This window comes from Rickettsia gravesii BWI-1 (genome assembly GCF_000485845.1).
Taxonomy (GTDB): Bacteria; Pseudomonadota; Alphaproteobacteria; order Rickettsiales; family Rickettsiaceae; genus Rickettsia; species Rickettsia rickettsii.
Genome location: NZ_AWXL01000009.1, coordinates 22680 through 43514, shown reverse-complemented (window position 1 = coordinate 43514; position 20835 = coordinate 22680). Strand labels below are relative to the sequence as shown.

Below are 20835 nucleotides of genomic sequence, written 5' to 3'. Positions count from 1 at the left end.
TCTACCCCACTTGGAAAACATTTTCCATAGCGTAATAGGATAATATCGAGACTAGCCTTAGGAGTAGTGGTAGTAGAAGCAAGCTTAAAATCTGGTTCATTAATAACTGCAAAATTTGCACTTGAACAAAATAGGGAAATATTTGCCGTTCCCGGCTTTCCTTTAGATCCAAGATGTCAAGGTACAAACAAATTGATTAGAGAGGGAGCATATTTAGTGGAATCAGTAGACGATATTGTAGCTAATTTACCACAATATGAAGAATTTAGGAAAAAAGATGATGGATTATTTAAGGATTTTGTTAAGCTAGGAACAGTAAATACGAGATATGTTAAAGAACCGTCACAAAAGGAACGTACTGCTATATTGAAATTATTATCGGCAGTACCCATAGACTTTGAATATTTACAAAAAGAAATAGAATTACCGCTTCCTATCATACATACGGTAATATTAGAATTAGAACTCGCCGGGATAGTAATGCGTCACGCCGGTAATAAAATATCATTAGTTTATAATAAGTAGATGAAATTAGTAATAGTAGAATCGCCGGCAAAGGCAAAAACGATAAATAAATATTTAGGTGATGAGTTTAAGGTCATTGCATCATTCGGTCATATTAGAGATTTACCTTCTAAAAAAGGCTCGGTGTTACCTGATGAAAATTTTGCAATGAAATATGATATTTCCGATAAAGCCGGTAAATATGTAGATGCCATAGTTAAAGATGCTAAAAAAGCTGATGCAGTATATCTTGCAACCGATCCTGATCGTGAGGGTGAATCTATCTCATGGCATGTTGCAGAGGTAATAAAAGAAAAGAATCAAGTTAAATCCGATAATTTTTTCAAAAGGGTAGCATTTAACGAAATTACCAAAAAAGCAATTATTCACGCCGTTGAAAACCCTAGGAAACTTGACACTAACTTAGTAAATGCCCAACAAGCAAGAAGAGCTTTAGACTATTTAGTCGGCTTTACCCTTTCACCTCTTTTATGGCGTAAGTTACCGGGATGTAAATCGGCAGGACGTGTACAGTCCGTGGCTCTGCGATTAATATGTGAGCGAGAAGATGAAATAGAGCGTTTTAAGTCAGAAGAATATTGGGATATTAGCCTTAAAATGCAAAATAGTAATAACGAACTATTTACTGCTAAATTGACTCACGCAAACGATCAGAAGTTAGAAAAATTCTCAATTATTAACGAAAAAAACGCCAAAGATTTAACCAAAAAATTAAAATCTCAAAAATTTCATGTTGATAAGATAGAAAAAAAACAACAAAAACGTCAACCACAACCTCCTTTTATTACTTCATCACTACAACAAGAAGCAGCAAGAAAATTAGGTTTTAGTGCTAAAAAGACTATGCAAATAGCACAAAAACTTTATGAGGGTGTTGATATAGGTAAGGAAACTATAGGACTTATTACTTATATGAGAACCGACGGCGTTACATTATCAAATGATGCAATAGCAGATATACGTAAGTTAATCGATAAAAGTTACGGCGATAAATATTTACCGACTAGCCCTAGAATTTATAAATCCAAAGTAAAAAATGCTCAAGAAGCTCATGAAGCAATAAGACCCACAAATATTACTTATACTCCTGATAGCTTAAAAGAAAAGCTAGAAAAGGATTATTATAAGCTTTATGAGTTGATTTGGAAAAGAACTATAGCCTGCCAAATGGAAAATGTTATAATGGATTTGGTAGTTGCAAATTTAGCTTCGGAAAATAAAGAATATTTGGCAAAAGCAAACGGATCGACTATAGCCTTTGACGGATTTTATAAGGTTTATCGTGAAAGTGTGGACGATGAAGCTGAAGAAGAAAATAAAATGCTGCCGCCTTTAAAAGAACAAGAGCCGCTTAAAACTAAAGAAGTTATTCCAAATCAACATTTTACCGAACCGCCTCCAAGATATTCAGAAGCAAGTTTAGTGAAAAAACTTGAAGAGCTTGGGATCGGTCGTCCTTCGACCTATGCTAGTATTTTATCGGTTTTACAAGATCGAAAATATGTTGCTCTTGAGAAAAAACGATTTATACCTAAAGAGCTTGGACGTTTGGTAACGGTATTTTTAGTCGGTTTCTTCAAAAAATACGTTGAATATGATTTTACTGCAGGACTTGAAAACGAATTAGACGAAATAGCAGCCGGCAAACTTGAATGGAAAGCTGCTTTAAATAATTTTTGGAGCGGTTTTAACCATAATATTGAATCAGTAAACGAGCAGAAAATAACCAAGATTATTAGCTATGTACAGAAAGCCCTTGATTATCACCTGTTCGGTGAGAATAAAGAATCTAAAGTTTGTCCTTCATGTAACACGGGCGAGCTTAGCTTAAAGCTTGGTAAGTTCGGAGCGTTTTTAGCATGTAGTAATTACCCTGAATGTACTTTTAGAAAATCTATTGTTAGCGGTAACGATAATAACAAGAATGAAGGCGAGTCTGCCGCTATGCCTAATGAGAATAAAGTTTTAGGTACGGATAAAGACGGAGTAGAAATATATCTGAAAAAAGGACCTTACGGACCTTATATTCAACTTGGCGAACAAGAAGACAAAGTAAAGCCAAAACGTAGCCCCGTGCCTGCTAGCTTGAACCAAAATGATATTACACTTGATATAGCATTAAAGCTTCTAAGCTTACCGCTAAAAATAGGTATTCATAAAGATAGCGACGAGGAAATTATGATAGGATACGGTAAATTCGGTCCTTACATAAAATATATGGGTAAATTTATTTCGGTGCAAAAAAAATATGATTTTCTAAATTTAAGCTTAGATGATGCGATGAAGCTAATTGAAGAGAATAAAGCGAAATTAGAGAAGAAACAGGCGTAAATGGTTTAGTGTCACCCCGTGACTTGATCACGGGGTCTAAGGACACAGGCTGTGATACAAGACCCCGTGGTCAAGCCACGGAATAACAATTAATAAAATTACTTATTTATGACAAAAGTTATAACACGATTTGCTCCGTCACCGACCGGTATGTTACATGTCGGGAATATCAGGGCAGCATTGCTTAACTGGCTATATGCAAAGAAGCATAACGGACAGTTTATTTTAAGATTTGACGATACGGATTTAGAGCGTAGTAAACAGGAATATAAAGACGCTATTAAGGAAGATCTAAAATTTTTAAATATTAATTGGGATCAGACATTTAATCAATTAAGTCGTTTAAGTAGATATGATGCAATCAAAAATCTATTACTAGACAAAAAAAGATTATATGCCTGCTATGAGACTCCTGAAGAGCTAGAATTAAAGCGTAAATTTCAATTATCTAAAGGTTTACCACCGATTTATGATCGAGCTAGCTTAAATCTAACTGAAGAGCAAGCAAAGAAATATACAGAACAAGGAAGAAAACCGCATTATAGATTTTTGGTAAATCATGAACCGATTAGCTGGCATGATATGATCAAAGGCGAAGTTAAATATGACGGCAAGGCTTTAAGCGACCCAATAGTGATAAGAGCAGACGGTAGTATGACCTATATGTTATGCTCAGTTATTGACGATATTGATTATAATATTACTCATATTATTAGGGGTGAAGATCACGTTAGCAATACCGCCATTCAAATTCAAATGTTTGAGGCTTTAAATACTACTCCTCCGACTTTTGGGCATTTAAGTTTAATAATCAATAAAGATGAGAAAATTTCTAAAAGAGTTGGAGGGTTTGAGATCGCAACTCTTAGAAAAGAAGTCGGAATCGAAGCTATGGCAATCGCTAGCTTTTTTAGTTTACTTGGTTCATCAGCACAAATCTTGCCTTATAAATCAATGGAGAAGCTAGCAAATCAATTTGAGATAAGTAGTTTCTCTAAAAGTCCAATTATCTATCAGCCGGAAGATTTAGAAAGATTAAATCATAAATTACTTATAAGTTTAGATTTTGATACAGTAAAAGAACGCCTTAAAGCAATAGATGCCGAGTATATTGATGAAAATTTTTGGTTATCGGTAAGCCCTAACTTGCAAAAATTACATGATGTAAAAGATTGGTGGGAAATTTGCCATCAAACTCCGAATGTAGAAAATCTAAATTTAGATAAGGAATATTTAAAGCAAGCAGCAGAATTATTACCGAAAGGTGAAATCACTAAAGATAGCTGGAGCATTTGGACTAAAGAAATAACAAATATAACAGGCAGGAAAGGTAAAGAGTTATTTTTACCTCTTCGCCTTGCTTTAACCGCCAGAGAATCAGGACCGGAAATCGCAGGCGTTTTACCTTTGATTGATAGAGAAGAGATAATAAAGCGTTTAACTAGTGCATGACTCTCTATGTCATTCCCGCGAAAGCGGGAATGCACCGTTTTCTATCACATTAATAGCATGTTCCGTTACTAAGGTAGCATACATTGTGAAATCTGTCGCAGCTTTGGTAACATTTTGAAATGGATATTATTAATAAATAATTTAAAAAATTAATAATATTTAAAGATAAAAAGAAGGTTTAGCTATTAAAAAACTTTTTGATTTTTAGCTTATCTACGATCATATGCCCCCATTGTTATTTTCTCGATCGGCAGCACTTTAGCAACATTAGCTAAATCTATAGTTTTTTTACCTTGTGCTATATATTCGTTTATCTCTTTATCTATGCCCTTTGGAATATAATTTTTAACTATTTTTTTAAAATAATCGCTTGAAAATTCTTGTTCTTTTGAGGTTTTAAATAAATCAAGCATAACATTATCCAGCGATTTACTCTTATTATTCTCTTTAATGAAATTGTCCAAATAAAGTGCCAAAACAAATCCACGATAATATGGCAATCTTTGTACTGCATAATCTTGCCAATAATCTGTTTCGATTAAATTATTAGGTTCATTTACAACAGGTGATAAATAATAATTCTCAAAGAATTTATTAAATTCTTCTACAAATTCCTCAAGCGTTATAACACTGGAACGTAAGGCTAAAACCCTGCTATAATAATCGGTAAATCCCTCACTCCACCAATAATTTAATCGTTCTAAGTTATTACGTATTTTCTTCCCTGTCCAATTATGTAGATGTTCATGAGCAAGTAACGTTATATAATCCTGTTTGTCCAAACCTTGAGGAATAAATGCAGTAAAACTATGAGTTAAGCCCGTTCCGCCCATATGTCTAGGTTGATTCCCTTCGATTAAGCTTATTAGATAATAAGGAAAATTATTATCATGGAAAAATGTTCTTTGTCCCTTGATAATTTTATTTATATAAGAAGCTATTTCTTCATCTTTAAGATCAAATTGACCATGTAACGAAAGATATACAGGATTTTTTTGATCGACAATTTTGTAAACACGTAAATCACCCGCTGCATAAACTGCACTATATAATTCAATCGGCATAGCTTTAAATTTCACGCTTTTACCAAGACCATAATCTGATATTGTTTCCCAGCTATCAGGAATATTATCCCATTCAATGTTAAACGCTACTATATCATTTCCATTTAGATCACCGGGAGTAGGGAGTAGCAAAAAGGCCATAACCCGGTGAATGAATTAAATTTTGATTATTGCTTCGTGGATATCACAAGGATTACCGGTTTTTTGATATATTTCGTAGCTTAAACGAATAATATTAATTTTTTCCGTATTTAAAATAGCTTCATTCGAGTCTTGATTTTAATTTTCCAATAGGATATTCTAGCTTAACATTTTTGATTTGCTTGTAATATGTAGCATTTGCCCATGCATAGGGTAAATCTAAAACAATCTCACCACTCATATTGCCGATTATTTCCGTCTCAACTTTGATAGCTGAAACAGATGTATTAGACAAAGGTGTTATTTTGTAATTTATCTGCCTATAAGTATTTGCGAATGCTAGATTTGAAATTAGAATTATGAATATGATCAAAAAATTTTTTAGAAAGTACATTTTTAAAACTCATGGATTTTAGGGATTATTTAGAGTGTTGTGCGACTCTCGATACCATTCCTGCGTGGCATTGTTGCGTGGATACTGAGTCGTCATTGCGAGGAAATTATAAAATAATTGACGAAGCAATCTAGTTAAAAATTCTGATTTACAGAATTTTTATTATTTTTTATAGATTACCACACCGCCTATATGGCTGCTCGCAATGACGATATCTATGTAGGCATGTATTCTATTTAATTATTACTTCCTGACCATTAGCCCATAAGCTTCTATGTCTTCAAGCCATTTAGCGTTTTCTATTAAATATGATTCTTAAAATTCGGCAAGTGTAGGATCAGGTTCGCCTGTTAAATTTTTAAGCCCGTCAAATAAAATGTCTAAAAAACCTATTTTATTCTTTTTACAATAATCTCCTACATCTGCAATATGCTTCGCACGATCATCAACAAATACAATAAAACTAGCATTTAGCTCTTCAGAAAATTTTGATAAAGTACCACTTTTTGAGTGATTACCGGTTATAAATATACCTTTATAAAAAATAGCATCATCCTTTTGTCCTGAATTATAAATTGCTAATTTTTCATTATCTAAAAATTCGATACCCAGCTCTTTTAGTTCTTTATATCGCCAATCTTGCATAGAAGGAATATTGCCGAATGCTCCCGTATTCATTTGTGTAAGACCATAAACCGGAAACTTTTCCTTGAGCTTGTTTATAACTTCTACCCACTCTTCATCAATTAATATTACTTTTCACTGCAAACACCAATTACTGATAATTTCCTCATAATTGTCATAACTACTTTTATTTTCCTTAATTCTATCAATTATTTGATTATAAGGCGATTTCTTAAAAGTTTTTGATTTAGGAGTTATAAGCGTATCATCAACATCAATGAATATAGATGCACGAGTAGGAGCATTTTTTATTATTAAATCATAAACTTTTTCGGCACTATCGGCAGTTTCAAAATCTTTCATATATACTCCGAAGTAAAATGCAGAGTAGTGATACGAAGTTTAACTTGGAAAAGAGTAATCGGTCTGTAAGCCGAGGAGCGGAGCGTATATTAAACGTTCAGCATCCGAGGTCTTACAAAGACATTGTTGCTAATTTTTCAAGTGGGGCGAGCATCAAATTTAATATTAAGTTCTTCAGTTAAAATAGCCATTAATTCAAGCCCTGCTCTATTTGTCCATTCGCCTTGTTCATAAAAAAAATGATAAGGACCGCTAACCGGCGACGACAACCAAATTTCTTTGGCGGCACTTTGTTTATTTATTACATATACCCCTTTATCAGTATCAAGGTTTAATATATCGCCTTGTAAATCTACATCTATACTTGCTTCTTTATCCTGCTCTTCTATCTTTTCTGCTATATATGCAATTGTTGTCTCGGCTATTTTACTAAATTCACTATTATTCATGATAACATCCCTTAAGTAGATAAAAATATACGCAAATCAACTTCAAAAAGAGCAAGGAATCTATAAGGCAAGGAGCGGAGCGTATACTTAATACATGAGCACCACAGCTCTTATAAGACGACGTAGCCAATTTTTGAAATTCATCGAGTAGATGGTTTTTCAGGATCAATTGCCGGCTCAGGTACTTTAATCAAACTTTTGCGATAAGTTTCAACAAATCTATTATGATCATTAAGATTGTTAGAAAAATTATGCCCGCCTTTACCGTCAATTACAAAAAATAATGCATCCGTTTTAGCAGATTTTACCACTGCTTCTAAAGATTTTAACGACGGACAAGAAATCGGACCGGGTGGTAAACCTTTCATATAATAAGTATTATAGGGTAGTTCTTGCAATAAATCTTTTTTTGTTAAAGCTCTTGCTAATTTAAATTTTCCTTCAGTCAAAGCATATATAGTAGTCGAATCGGCTTGTAGCTTCATATTTTTCTTTAAACGATTAATGAATACTGCTGCTATAATAGGCTTTTCTGCATTTGAGCCGGCTTCTTTTTCAATTATTGAAGCTAGCGTTAATACCTCAAGTCTAGTTTTTAATGGAGAATCCGGTGCAAGATTTTGCATTACTTTATCTAAATTAGCAGACATTAAATTTCTCATGTTATCAATTATCTGCTCTTTTTGATCACCGTAAGAAAAAAAATACGTGGAAGGCATTAAAAAACCTTCAGGTATTATCCCTTTTATTTCTCCAAGTAATCGACTTTCTTCATTAATTTTCTTTATAACCTCACTAACTACCGTACCTTCCGGGACAATTATCTTGTGTATTATAGATTTACCGCTTGCTAACATTCTTAAAGTTTGCAGAGGCGATATATTACGAGTAAACACATATTCACCGCTTTTAAGAGGTCTTTTTATAGAATAAATTTTAGCAATTACTTTAAAAATTCTTGGATATTTGATTACTTCATTAGAATAAAGTTTTGTAACTATTTGATTTACGGATAATTTAGGTTCAATAATTATCGTTTTATTTTGAGTAAGATTACCCGGCACAAAAATATAAAATATACTAAAATTTAGCAAAGTAATAAATATAGTTAGAGATACTATAACTAAAAAAAGTTTAGTTTTTAATAGGTTGTTTAACATAATAACTATTATTTTTATAAGGCTTAGAAATATTGATAAGAAAGTTACCACAAAGCATGGTTTTTTTCTTGACATTTGAAATAACATATAGTAAAATTAATTTTTTGCTAAATCAATCAATAGTTTTAATATTTGGTAATTAAAATTAGATAACTAATGAGCAACAAATTAATAACGCAAACCAATTTACTATAACAATAGTATACTCCTGTAAAATGAAAAGTTAGAACTTTTATTACAAACAAAAAATATAAATCTTTATTCATAGTTCATATTACTATACCGGCGTTAATACTGATCTTATAATGGGCATTATATATTATGATACAAGATCACAATACCGATCTAAAACACGAAGAACATACTGAAAGGTTAAAAGCTTTACAAAATAAGTTAGGAAACTTATCCGGTTTCTTGACAACAATGCGTTCTGATAACAATGAGGAATACAAAAAAATTTCCAATGATTTAAAAATTTTAATGAAACAAATTAATACTATAAGAAAAAACATGGAAATATATTTTATTATTATATTAATATTAATGTTTATTATAATTCAGAAAATGTTGTGGACCACCAGTTTCAAGCACTAATCTTTCTCTTTTAACAACTTTATTTTAGGTTCTAAGAACTCCTGTTTAATAATTTCTGCAGCTATATAAGAAGGTACAGCGTCATCTCGATCACTTGATACAAGCGAATTTTCCAAGCTAAGCCTGTGTTCACGTACTTTTGTACGCCTAGCTAGCTTGCCTTTAAATTCATCATGTCTAAAACTTTCTGAATTTAGCTGTAATCGGTTTGATTTAAATCCTAATTGCTGCAAAATTTTTTGGCTTTCTATTACCTGCTCATAAGCTTTTTTAGAATTAAATAATAACTCTTGAAGTTTATTACTAATAAGATTAGCTCGGCAATTAAATTGGATAAATTCCGGAATTATTTCTTTATCGGCTATAATATTTATCAACGTAACATATTTTATTTTTATCAATAGCCTGATAATAAAAAAGCTTATAAGATTAACTTTATAAGCCACAATCATAGGAGTACCGGAAGCTGCTATCTCTAAAGTATTAGTACCGGATTTTGCTAAAACTACATCCGCAACAGCATAAGTTTTAAGTCTCTCACTTGAAAATAAATATTTAAACTTAACATCTTCTAGAAACGGTTTTATTATTGCCTCATGAGCAGGATTTGCAAGAGTAAATATAACTTTAAGATTATTACAACTCTTGAATATTGCTTCAATAGAAGAAACAAAAACCGATAAATGCCTTAGAATCTCACTCTTTCTACTACCAAGAGTAACACACAAAACTCTCTCATTCTCATCTATTTTAAACTCTTCACGTAAAGCTATTTTATCACTATAAAACTCTTGCTCCATAATCGGATGACCTATATATCTACAATCAAGACCGACTTTAGTAAAATATGGAGGTTCAAACGGTAGTAAAGCAAATAAACAATCATAAATTTTAGCGTATTTTACTGCCCTACCCTCTTTATATGCCCAAACTGACGGTGCAACGATATGAATCATTTTCAGCTTTGGTAAAAGTTTCCTTACTCGCTTTGCCACACGATAAGTAAACCCTGGTGAATCTATGGTAATTAATAAATCAGCTTTACTATTTATTATATCCTCCACAGTTTTATCAATTAATTTTTTAAGCTTAAAAATATGAGGCAAAATTTCTACAAAACCCATTAAATTTATGGAAGTAATAGGAAATAGGCTTTTAAAGCTACCAGCTTCCTCCATATATTTGCCGCCAACACCAACAAACTGTATAGCGTCATTCACAAAGCTTGATACAGGTGAATTTAGTTGTACTCCTGTATTGTTTTTTAAATGCTGAATTATACGACCACCTACAAAGTCTCCTGACACCTCACCAGCTATAAAGTAAATTTTTGTCATTAAAGATAGTTATTTTTTAAGGTTCTCAATTTCTGTTTGTAATCGCTCTATTTCTTTTATAGATACTTCAGTAATCTCATGTATTTCTTCTATCGAGTTTTTTTTTCATTAACATCTTTTTTGCTATTTTTATACTTTTTGTAACTTCGCCTTCTTGTATACCTTCTTGTTTACCTTTTTTCCTTCCATCTTCTATTCCTTTTGCCATACCTTGTTCTCTACCTTTTTCTTCAGCAGAAACTATATAATCACGCTCTTTATAGCTTTTATTCATATAGGCACGATAAATTATTTGCTCTTTAGGAGTCATCTTAAGTATATCAAGACGTTTTGCTACTTTCTTCATATATGGTGATTTAAAATCTTTCTTAACTTCAGAATATTTTACTACATATAGCCATTCATCCAATTCATCTCTTATAACATCATTAAATAATGGTACTGATATTACAACATGATTCTGGAAATACATTATATAAATCAAATATTTTATCTCTCATATCTCCCAAAGAAAATTTCATAGGGTGTTTTTTATCAACTTCTCTAAAAATAGTCTTACCGTGATATAAAGGTGCTTTCATATTATCAAAAGGAAAACACAATAAATTAATATGAAATATTTTTTTATAGTAGAATAATCCTCGCTCTTAGAAATACTATCAACTATTAATCTACTAGAATTAAAACAAGCTTTATACATAAAAAGATTTGTATAGGATTTTTCTATTTCTACTATATATTTATGCCCTTCTTCATCTTCCACAATGACATCATCTGCTACGCTAGATTTTAAGCTATCATTTTCTTTATTACTGCCACTTTCTAGTAGGGCTTTTATTTTAACAGAACTATAACCAGCATTTTTAAGAAAATCCCTCGATTATTTCATAATCCCCTTTATCTTTTAATAAATATTTTATAATCAAAACTTATTATAGTACTCATATCTTTTATCTTTAAATCATCTTAAATATATTGCAAAAAATGAAGACAGTATACGAAGATCAACTTCAAAAATGCTACGTCATCCTACAAGAGCTTCGGTACTCATGTATTAAGTATACGCTGCGTTCCTCGCCTTGTGGACTCCTTGCTCTTTTTGAAGTTGATCTTCGTATACATATTATTAAATTCCATTTTACGGTAACTTAAAGCTTTCGCAATATGCACTTTCAAGACCTTATCAATATTCTCAAGATCGGCAATCGTGCGTACTACTCTAAGTATTCGGTTATAAGCACGCATTGATAAACGAAATTTATTTGCCGCTTCATTCAGTAAATCTTTACCTTCATCCGCAGGCATAGCGTAACCTATTAACAACTGCCTATCTAATCTGTTACTTGTTTTAATATTATAGCCCTCATATCTCTTTTCTTGAATTAAACGTACTGTCTCGACTCTTGCAGCTATATATTCAGATTCTTCCTCAGAGTTATCTACAATCAAGTCACAATTATAAACATTAATACTAGATACTTCTATATGCAAATCAAATCTATCCATAATAGGTCCTGATACTTTCATTTGATAGTCGCTAGCACATTTTTGGAGCTTTCATATACATTCTTTATAAGAATCGCCTCAATAACCACATTTACAAGGATTCATAGCTGCTATTAACTGGAAATTTGCCGGATATTTTATATGAGCATTTGATCGTGAGATTAGTATTTCACTGTTTTCAATAGGCTGTCTTCATGCATCAATAACATGCTGTGGAAATTCAGGTAGTTCATCTAAAAATAATACTCCGTTATGAGCTAGCGTAATTTCCCCAGACTTTACTTTTTTTCCGACACCGCCACCGACCATAGCGGCCAATGAGCATGAATAATGTGGGGTTCTGCATGGCCTTACTTTGGTAAGTTTACCGTCTAAAAATTTTCCTGCAATACTTGTAATCGTACTACATTCTAAAATTTCTTTTGTAGACATTTTAGGTAGTATATTGGGAAGACAGGCAGCAAGTCTTGATTTACCGGTTCCGGGAGGACCGAACATTAAAAGGTTATGCCCACCTGATGCTGCAATTTCTAAAGCTCGTTTAGCAATTTTTTGACCTTTTATATCTTTAAAATCGGGATAATTTATCGGCTCATCTTGTAACTTAGCTTCCGGAGGAGTTAAAACTTGTGAACCTTTAAAATGATTTACTAGTTCAATTAAATTACCTACAACAAGTATATTATCATTACCCGACCAAGCAACTTCCGAGCTGTTTTTACTTGAACAAATAAGACCTTTACCTCTAACAGAAGCCCCAATCGCTGCAGGTAAAGCTCCACTTACCGGTAAGATTGAACCATCTAACGATAGCTCTCCTATTATCAAATATTCCGCAATTTTAAGTTCAGGTAAAATATTCATTGCGGTAAATATCGCACAAGCAATCGCAAGATCGAAGTGGCTTCCTTCTTTTACTAAATCTGCCGGAGCTAAATTTATTAAAATCTTTTTAGTAGGTAGTGCAAGTCCTATAAGATAACGCTGCTTTAACTAGTGCTTTTGATTCAGCTATAGTTTTATCGGCAAACCCTACTATAGTAAAAGCAGGGATACTCGGTGATATTTGTACCTGCACATCAACATCGATAATATCAATTCCATTAAACGTTAGACTTGCTATATGCATTATCATGAAATTTTTCTTAAAATGCTATTGTGCTAGGTTGTAGATGTTATTGCATGGATACTACTAAATCGTCATTGCAAGCAGACATAGGCTGCGTAGCAATTTCATGAAATAATAACAAACTCCTGAGATTGCTTCGTCAATTACTGACGTAATTTCCTCGTAATGATAAAAAATAACAATCTTACCTCAACCATTGATCGAAAAAAACATCTATAGAACAAACTTAGCTAAGTCAAGATTAGTTATTATTTTTGATAATTGATTTTCTACGAATTGATCATCGATAGTTATTTTTTTGCCTTTCATTTCGCTAGCTTCAAAGCTTATATCCTCAAGCAAATGCTCAAGTATAGTATGCAGCCTTCTAGCCCCTATATCTTCGACTTCTAAATTAACGGTGATCGCATAATCCGCTATCTTCTCAATAGCAGAAACAGCAAATTCAAGACGCACGTCTTCAGTACCTATTAACGCCGAATATTGTTTTATTAAACTAGTTTCAGGCTCAAGCAATATTTTAATCATATCATCTTTGGTAAGCGAACTTAATTCTACTCTAATCGGTAACCTTCCTTGTAACTCCGGTAATAAATCAGAAGGTTTAGCAATATGGAAAGCACCGGAAGCAATAAATAATATATAATCGGTTTTTACCGGTCCATATTTAGTATTAACCGTCGTGCCCTCTATCAAAGGTAGCAAATCTCTTTGCACTCCCTCTCTACTTATTTCGGCATTTTTTGCTCCGGAACTACCAGTTGAAGCTATTTTATCAATTTCGTCAATAAAAACTATACCATCATTTTCAGCTAAATTTATAGCTTGCTGAATAATTTTTTCTTGGTCTATTAATTTTTCTGATTCTTCAGGTATAATAATAGCCATAGCATCTTTAACTAGCATTTTTTTTGTTTTAGTCTTACTGCTGCCAAGGGCTCGTCCAATCATATCGCCAAGATTAAGAACGCCCATAGATGCTCCCGGCATACCCGGTATTTCAAAACTTCCACCGCCGACAGGTGTAGTATCAGCTACGCTAATTTCAATTTCCGTATCATCAAGTGCGCCGTTTAAAATTTTTTCTTTGAACTTTTCTCTAGTCTCACTACTAGAAGTTTTACCTACTAAACTATCTAATATTCTCTCTATCGCTTTTTCACGGGCATGAATATCTACTTTCGTTTTTGCTAAAGTTTTTTCAGTATTAACGGCTATTTCGACTAAATCACGAATTATTGATTCTACATCACGCCCTACATATCCGACTTCGGTAAATTTAGTTGCTTCAATTTTATAGAAAGGAGAATTAGTCAGCTTTGCAAGGCGTCTTGCTATTTCCGTTTTCCCGACACCGGTTGAACCAATCATTAAAATATTTTTCGGTACTATTTCATTACGTAAATTACCTTCTACTCTTTTACGACGACCACGATTTCTAAGTGCAATAGCAACGGCTTTTTTGGCCTTTTCTTGACCTACGATAAATCTATTAAGTTCATTCACTATTTGAGAAGGGGTAAGCCCCATAGGGTCTTTTTTATAAGTAGTTTTAGTAGCTTTCATACAACTTTTTCCATTATAATATTATGATTAGAAAATACACACAAATCTGCAGCTATATTCATAGATTTTAAAGCAATTTCTTCAGCAGTTAAATTATTCTCGTAAGACATTAGAGCGCGAGCGGCAGATAGTGCAAATAAACCGCCTGAACCTATTGCTGCAACATTATTTTCAGGCTCTACGACATCACCGTTACCGGTTAAAATTAATATATGACTACGATCAGCAACAATCATCATTGCTTCCAAACGTCTCAAATATTTATCGCTACGCCAATCTTTTGCAAGCTCAACTGCACTTCTAAGTAAATTATGCTTATGTTGCTCTATCTTTACTGCAAGTTTTTCAAATAACGCAAGACCGTCAGCCGTAGAACCCGCAAAACCGGCAATAATTTTATTATTTGCTATAGTCCGAAGTTTTCGTGCTGTAGATTTCAGTACGGTATTACCATACGAGACTTGTCCATCTGCTGCTATAATTATTTCTTCGTTCTTTTTTAAACAAAGTATTGTTGTGCCGTGTAAGGCTAAATTATCTGACATAATATAAAATTTATTGATATTAAGTTGTTAATTAAGTACTATTAGAATTACTGTTAAATAGACGAATAGACAAAGTCTAATTTGGAAAAGAGCAAGGAGTCTGTAAACCGAGGAGCGGAGCATATATTAATAAGTGAGTATCCGAGGATTTACCAAAACGACGTAGCCAATTTTCCAAATTAAACGAGTATACTTGACTAATCTAATTTAATTAATTATTGTCCCTTGAATTTTCAAGGCTTAAACTTAAATAATGAATATATACGCAATATACATTAACTCCACACAAAAAAATAATAATTTTATTGTTATTGAAGAAGGCTTTTCATGGATAGCGGCTCTTTTAAGTATATTTTGGGCATTATACTATAAAATGTGGTTAGTTGTTGCTATTGCCGCAATAGCGAATATAATCGTTACGGCGATTAATATCGAAGAGTTAAAGTTTATATTTAAGATAGTCTTAATCTTAGGCTTCGGCTTTTTTGCTTCAGATATTAGAGAAAATTATTTAAAAAGAAATAATTACCGACTAGAAGATATAATAATTGCCAACTCTAGAATTGAAGCTGAATTAAAATTTCTAAAACGTAGTATGCTTGTTTAACAGAAACGTAATTTCATAAATATTAAATCGTCATTGCGAGCAGTCGTAGACTGCACGGCAATCCAGAAAAAAAATTAAAGAAATGCTAAAACTAGCATTTCTTACTGGATTGCTTCGTCAAAACTTACATTTTTTACTCGCAATGACGGAAAATCAAGCCATGCAATAAAGCTTTTAACAGGAATAAAATGATGTATAACAAAGAAAATGTTTTTGCAAAAATCATAGGTAAAAATCTTCCGGCAGAAATAATTTATGAAGACGAACAAATTTTAGCATTCAAAGATATAGCACCCGTAGCACCTGTACATATTATCGTTATACCTAAAAACGAATATATAGATTATGCCGATTTCATCTCTAAAGCTTCTATAGACGAAATAAAACATTTTTTTGCTAAAATTTCTGATATAGCAAATGAAGCGGATTTAGATAAAGACGGTTATCGTTTAATAACTAATAAAGGCGAAAAATCAGGACAAACTATTTTTCATTTCCATTTCCATATTATCGGAGGTAAAAAACTCATCGGATTAATAAATAATGACTAAAAAATACAATATTGCAGTAATCGGAGCTACAGGAAATGTAGGGCGTGAAACTCTAAATATTCTAGCTGAGCGTAATTTCCCCATTAATAAAGTTTATGCTATAGCTTCAGATAGCTCTCTAGGGCGGGAAGTAAGCTTTGGAGAAAAAATACTACAAATTAATAGTTTAAAAAGTTTACATTTTGACGATATCGATATTGCTTTTTTTTGTGCAGGTTCAGAAGTTTCAAAAGAATTTATACCAAAAGCTACTGCTAGTAATTGTGTAGTTATCGACAAATCCTCACTTTTTAGAGTTGATAATCAAGTGCCGTTAATTGTACCTGAGGTTAATTTATCAACACTTAAAGAGTTTAATACTAAAAATATCATAGCTAACCCTAACTGTGTCGTCATTCCGCTTGCAGTAGCATTAAAACCGCTAGATAATGAAACAAAGATTAAAAGAGTAGTGATATCTACTTATCAATCAGTATCAGGAGCAGGTAAAGCAGGAATGGACGAACTCTACGACCAAACAAAATCTAAATATGTTTTTGGAGAGAATGATCCTAAGAAATTTCCAAAACAGATTGCATTTAATCTTTTTCCTCATATAGGTGATTTAAATAAAGATGGCTATACAAGTGAAGAAGCAAAAATTGCTTCTGAACTAAACAAAATTATAGGTAATCACTTTAAAGCTAGCGTTACTTCTGCTAGAGTACCAGTATTTATCGGTCATTCTATATCGGTTAACATAGAATTTAACGACAAAATTGATGCCAAAGAAGTCGAAGAAATATTACAAGATGCCGATGGAATTATTACAATTTCTAATAATAATGACCTTGCGTATATCTCACCCGTTGAAGTGGTAGGCGAAGATGCCGTATATGTCTCCCGAATTAGAAATGACGTAAGTAGAGATAATACGATAAATCTATGGATCACATGTGATAACTTACGTAAAGGAGCAGCTTTAAACAGTGTTCAAATTGCTGAAGAATTAATTAATAATTATTTATAATATAACTAATATGAATAATAAAAATAATAATCTAAATAAAAAAAACCCGCTAGTAATAGCATTAGGCGAATGTAGAACAGCTTTTTGGATAGTTTTTTGGTTTGCTTTTGTAATCAACTTACTAATGTTAATTACTCCTCTTTACTCACTACAAGTTCTTGATAGAGTCCTTGGAAGCGGTAATCTACAAACATTATTATTTTTATCAATAATAATCGCATATATTTATTTTGTTTACGGATTATTACAAATTGCTCGTTCTTTTACACTTATAAAGGTAGGAGAATGGCTTGATAGAACAGTAGCTCCCGTAATTTTTGCTTCTTCAATTTCTGCAGCTGCAACACGAGCAAATATGGGTTCTAGCCAATTATTACGTGATTTTCAAACCGTCAAAACATTCCTAACAAGTACTGGAATTAATACTTTATTCGATGCCCCTTGGAGCCTTATCTATATTGCGGTTATTTTTTCAATTCATCCATATATCGGTCTTATTACCGTTTTTGGTGCAATTATAATAGTTTCAACTGCTTTCTTTAACGCTGCAGCTACTAATAAAACGCTCGGTGAAGCTACCGAATTTTCGATAAAAGGTATGACACAAGCCGATATTGCAAACAGAAACGCAGAAACAATTGAAGCAATGGGAATGATGAAGAATGTTACAAAAAATTGGCATAAATTTAACATATTAGCACTTGATAAGCAATCGGTTGCTAGCTATCGTAACGGTGTTATTTCTAACTTTTCAAGGTTTATCCGTAATATAATGCAAATGGCTGTTACCGGAGTTGGTGCTTACATTGTTGTAAAATCTCACAGTGCAGATATGACTCCCGGTAATATGATTATGAGTTCTATCATAGTTGGTAGAGCTCTTGCTCCTTTCGATAATGCTATTGATTTATGGAAAAGTATGAGCGGTGCTATTAAATCATACAAAAACATTAATAATTTATTTAACACTTATTCTTCTAGAGACGAAACGATGCCAATTCCGAACGTTGATGGTCATCTTACTGTTGAAAATATTTATTATGCTCACCCTATACCAAAACATTTACCGCAACCTCCCGTACCGAAATATATCTTAAAAGGCGTTAGTTTTGCAGTACAACCGGGCGAAGTTTTAGCAATTATCGGTCCTTCGGCTACAGGAAAATCAACTTTAGCTAAAATCATAGTCGGGGTATGGAAAGAATCATCAGGTTCCGTACGTTTAGATAGTGCTGAAATTTATCGTTGGAATAGAGAAGATTTCGGTAGACATGTCGGCTATCTTCCTCAAGGAATAGAACTTTTTAGCGGTAGTATTAAACAAAATATAGCTAGAATGGAAGAAGATGCCGATCCGCAAAAAGTTATTGAAGCAGCTAAAATAGCCGGAGCTCATGAAATGATATTAAGATTCCCTGACGGTTATGATTCTGATATCGGTCCTGCAGGCTCTAATCTATCAGGTGGTCAAAGACAGCGTATCGGACTTGCTAGAGCTTTTTACGGTAATCCAAAACTCATCATTTTAGATGAGCCTAATGCTAATTTAGATGAGGCAGGTGAAGTTGCCCTTGCAAGTGCCTTAAAACAAGCAAAACTTAAAGGAATAGCAGTTCTTGTAATTTCACATAGACCATCCGTATTATCCGTTGTTGATAAAATTCTAATATTACAGGATGGAGCCGTTGCAGTTTACGGAACGGAAGAAGAGATTCAAAAACACTTTAAAACTTTAAAAAGCGGTACAATTCATATTAATAACTAAAGTGTCATATCGTGACTTGATTGGCATTGTTGCGTGGCTTCCAAATCATCTTCTATCGAGATTGCTTCGTCAATTACTACGTCATGTCCTCGCAATGACGCAAAATACAAACAAGGCTGACTAAAATATAATAATGATTAAATATTATGCAGGACTTAAAACACAATAAACCTCAAATTACTCCGGAACAATTAAAACAATTATTGTCCTTAAGAGAAGATGCGTTAAACCTTAAAGGTCAAAGTTCTAAACGTAAAGCTTTAATAAATACTACATTAAAGAAAACTTCTCATGCTATAGAATTCTTATTAGTAAAACTTGATAGGTTTGTTAATTTTATTACCAAGAAAACCGATAAAGATCGTAATAACGTAACCCAAGCTGCAAGGTCACCTATACTTTTCGGTATTTATGTTATGATCTTTTTAGTATTAATAGGCGGATTATGGTTGGCTCTTGCTCCGCTTGATAGTGGTGCTGTAGCTGTCGGTATCGTAATGCCAAGCACAAATAAAAAAACGATTCAACATCATGAAGGCGGAATAATCAATGCTATTTATGTGAAGCAAGGTGATAAAGTCAAAGAAGGCGATAAATTAATAGAGCTTGAAGAAACTAGAATAAAAAGCGAACATGAAAATATTCTTGGTCAGTACCGTAATTTTTTAGCAACTGAAAATCGTTTAATTGCCGAACGTGATAATTTAGAACAAATCGAATTCTCTGATTTTCTAATGCAGGATATCAATTTACCGGAAGTAGCTAAAATAATTCATACACAGGAAAATTTATTTAGATCTAGAAAAGAAGTATATAACTCAGAGAAAGATGCATTACATCAAAATATTGCTCAACTTGAGAAAAAAATTGAAGGTTTAGAAGCAAAAAAAGTTGCCGCCTCCAAAACTGCTGAAGTTTATCAAGACCGTTTAAAAGCTTTAAGAACGTTAAAAGAAAAAGGCTTTGTACAAAAAGCAGCCTTATTAGACCAAGAGGCAAAAGTTGCCGCTTCAAAAAGCGATGTTGCAACAACTGAAGCCGAAATAGCAGGAATACGCCATGCTATTACCGAAACTCAAATTAAAATTATAAATCAACAAAATAAATACACTGAACGGACTTTAACAGAGCTTCGTGAAGCTCAAGTACAAACCGCATCTCTTAAAGAAAAATATAATGCCCTGACGGACTCGCTTAATCGTGTGATAATTAGATCACCTGTTGACGGTATAGTTAATAATTTAAAATATCATACAATAGGCGGTGTTATAAGTCACGGACAACCTATTATGGAAATTTCGCCAACTAATGACCCATTAATAATAGAAGCAAAGGTATCTCAAAAAAACATTGACTCAGTACATGAGGGATTAGTTGCAAAAATACGTTTCAGTGCATTTAAATCAAGAACAACTCCAACATTTACCGGTAAAGTAGTAAGCATATCTCCCGATATCGTACAAGATGAAAGACAGCATCCGGGACAACAGCAAGATAATTATTATGTTGCAAGAGTTGAAATCGATATGGATGAATTTAACAAAGTTGCTAAAGTTAAAAATCTTGAATTACACCCCGGTATGCAAGCTGAGGTACAAATCGTAACAGGTACTAGAACACTACTTAGATATTTACTTGATCCCGTTACTGATACTGCATTTAAAGCTTTCAGAGAAAAATAAATAATTTGAAAATTTTAAGTTAGATAACTTTACGAAACCTA

Annotated in this window: 21 protein-coding genes and 2 pseudogenes; 10 read left to right on the top strand and 13 right to left on the bottom strand. The window is 32.8% G+C overall.

From position 1 onward, the window contains the following. Positions 1-66: 66 nt before the first annotated feature. From RGRA_RS13265 to gltX, 3 genes are all read left to right on the top strand, one after another. On the top strand, positions 67-525 hold the full coding sequence (locus RGRA_RS13265; protein WP_024547264.1) for a DNA-processing protein DprA: 459 nt from the start codon (positions 67-69) through the stop codon (positions 523-525). Next, positions 526-2856, top strand: coding sequence for a type I DNA topoisomerase (gene topA, locus RGRA_RS0103015; protein ID WP_017443149.1), 2331 nt, complete (start codon positions 526-528; stop codon positions 2854-2856). Positions 2857-2964: 108 nt separating this feature from the next. Next, complete coding sequence (gene gltX, locus RGRA_RS0103010) at positions 2965-4308, top strand: glutamate--tRNA ligase (RefSeq protein ID WP_017443148.1); 1344 nt, start codon at positions 2965-2967, stop codon at positions 4306-4308. Positions 4309-4517: 209 nt separating this feature from the next. Here gltX and RGRA_RS13260 read toward each other — a convergent pair whose 3' ends face one another. The 6 genes from RGRA_RS13260 to mltG all read right to left on the bottom strand — a co-directional run bounded on the left by RGRA_RS13260 (position 4518) and on the right by mltG (position 8503). Continuing rightward, positions 4518-5513, bottom strand: coding sequence for a M61 family metallopeptidase (locus RGRA_RS13260; protein WP_236609772.1), 996 nt, complete (start codon positions 5511-5513; stop codon positions 4518-4520). Positions 5514-5634: 121 nt separating this feature from the next. Then, positions 5635-5808 carry a hypothetical protein gene (locus RGRA_RS13255; RefSeq protein ID WP_236609771.1) on the bottom strand — a complete coding sequence of 58 codons (174 nt, stop codon included), beginning with the start codon at positions 5806-5808 and terminating at the stop codon, positions 5635-5637. A 414-nt stretch (positions 5809-6222) separates the two neighbouring features. Further along, on the bottom strand, positions 6223-6630 hold the full coding sequence (locus RGRA_RS13250) for a DUF2608 domain-containing protein (protein ID WP_236609776.1): 408 nt from the start codon (positions 6628-6630) through the stop codon (positions 6223-6225). Positions 6631-6666: 36 nt separating this feature from the next. Then, the gene (locus RGRA_RS13245; protein WP_236609770.1) at positions 6667-6894 is read right to left on the bottom strand and encodes a hypothetical protein; all 228 of its coding nucleotides are present in this window, start codon (positions 6892-6894) and stop codon (positions 6667-6669) included. 137 nt (positions 6895-7031) lie between these two features. Further along, a complete protein-coding gene (cyaY, locus tag RGRA_RS0102990; protein ID WP_017443146.1) occupies positions 7032-7343 on the bottom strand; it encodes an iron donor protein CyaY in 312 nt (103 codons plus the stop codon). Between the two features lie 140 nt (positions 7344-7483). Next, complete coding sequence (gene mltG / locus RGRA_RS0102985) at positions 7484-8503, bottom strand: endolytic transglycosylase MltG (RefSeq protein ID WP_024547262.1); 1020 nt, start codon at positions 8501-8503, stop codon at positions 7484-7486. Positions 8504-8824: 321 nt separating this feature from the next. Between mltG and RGRA_RS0102980 the strand changes: the two genes are divergently transcribed. Further along, a complete protein-coding gene (locus RGRA_RS0102980; protein WP_017443144.1) occupies positions 8825-9097 on the top strand; it encodes a hypothetical protein in 273 nt (90 codons plus the stop codon). On the opposite strand, the gene lpxB is transcribed toward RGRA_RS0102980, so the two are convergent. The 7 genes and pseudogenes from lpxB to hslV all read right to left on the bottom strand — a co-directional run bounded on the left by lpxB (position 9094) and on the right by hslV (position 15180). Then, on the bottom strand, positions 9094-10434 hold the full coding sequence (gene lpxB, locus RGRA_RS0102975; RefSeq protein ID WP_017443143.1) for a lipid-A-disaccharide synthase: 1341 nt from the start codon (positions 10432-10434) through the stop codon (positions 9094-9096). The two genes, RGRA_RS0102980 and lpxB, sit on opposite strands and share 4 nt — an antisense overlap. 9 nt (positions 10435-10443) lie before the next feature. Continuing rightward, positions 10444-11036 (bottom strand): annotated as a pseudogene (locus tag RGRA_RS12505) (hypothetical protein). After that, complete coding sequence (locus tag RGRA_RS11395) at positions 11012-11197, bottom strand: hypothetical protein (RefSeq protein WP_017443141.1); 186 nt, start codon at positions 11195-11197, stop codon at positions 11012-11014. The pseudogene RGRA_RS12505 and the gene RGRA_RS11395 overlap by 25 nt, the downstream one beginning before the upstream one ends. A 284-nt stretch (positions 11198-11481) precedes the next feature. Further along, a pseudogene (locus RGRA_RS14550) lies at positions 11482-12882 on the bottom strand (YifB family Mg chelatase-like AAA ATPase). Between the two features lie 10 nt (positions 12883-12892). Further along, positions 12893-13075 (bottom strand): hypothetical protein, encoded by a 183-nt coding sequence (locus tag RGRA_RS14285; protein ID WP_174345154.1) that lies wholly within the window; start codon positions 13073-13075, stop codon positions 12893-12895. 207 nt (positions 13076-13282) lie between these two features. After that, positions 13283-14635: an ATP-dependent protease ATPase subunit HslU gene (gene hslU, locus RGRA_RS0102945; protein WP_017443138.1), complete on the bottom strand. Its 1353-nt coding sequence runs from the start codon at positions 14633-14635 to the stop codon at positions 13283-13285. Continuing rightward, complete coding sequence (gene hslV / locus RGRA_RS0102940; protein WP_017443137.1) at positions 14632-15180, bottom strand: ATP-dependent protease subunit HslV; 549 nt, start codon at positions 15178-15180, stop codon at positions 14632-14634. Before hslV ends, hslU begins: the two co-directional genes overlap by 4 nt. A gap of 81 nt (positions 15181-15261) precedes the next feature. Here hslV and RGRA_RS10340 point away from each other — a divergent pair, with 81 nt between their 5' ends. The 6 genes from RGRA_RS10340 (at position 15262) to RGRA_RS0102915 (ending at position 20794) form a co-directional block, all read left to right on the top strand. Then, complete coding sequence (locus RGRA_RS10340) at positions 15262-15363, top strand: palindromic element RPE5 domain-containing protein (protein ID WP_017443136.1); 102 nt, start codon at positions 15262-15264, stop codon at positions 15361-15363. Positions 15364-15433: 70 nt separating this feature from the next. Then, positions 15434-15787, top strand: a complete 354-nt coding sequence (locus RGRA_RS0102935; RefSeq protein WP_017443135.1) for a DUF2628 domain-containing protein — start codon at positions 15434-15436, stop codon at positions 15785-15787. Between the two features lie 191 nt (positions 15788-15978). Continuing rightward, the gene (locus RGRA_RS0102930) at positions 15979-16338 is read left to right on the top strand and encodes an HIT domain-containing protein (protein ID WP_024547261.1); all 360 of its coding nucleotides are present in this window, start codon (positions 15979-15981) and stop codon (positions 16336-16338) included. Next, entirely contained in the window at positions 16331-17347 is a 1017-nt protein-coding gene (gene asd / locus RGRA_RS0102925) for an aspartate-semialdehyde dehydrogenase (protein ID WP_017443133.1), read from the top strand. The genes RGRA_RS0102930 and asd overlap by 8 nt, the downstream gene beginning before the upstream one ends. 10 nt (positions 17348-17357) lie before the next feature. Next, on the top strand, positions 17358-19112 hold the full coding sequence (locus RGRA_RS0102920; RefSeq protein WP_017443132.1) for a type I secretion system permease/ATPase: 1755 nt from the start codon (positions 17358-17360) through the stop codon (positions 19110-19112). A gap of 146 nt (positions 19113-19258) precedes the next feature. After that, a complete protein-coding gene (locus tag RGRA_RS0102915) occupies positions 19259-20794 on the top strand; it encodes an HlyD family type I secretion periplasmic adaptor subunit (protein ID WP_017443131.1) in 1536 nt (511 codons plus the stop codon). Positions 20795-20835 lie beyond the last annotated feature (41 nt).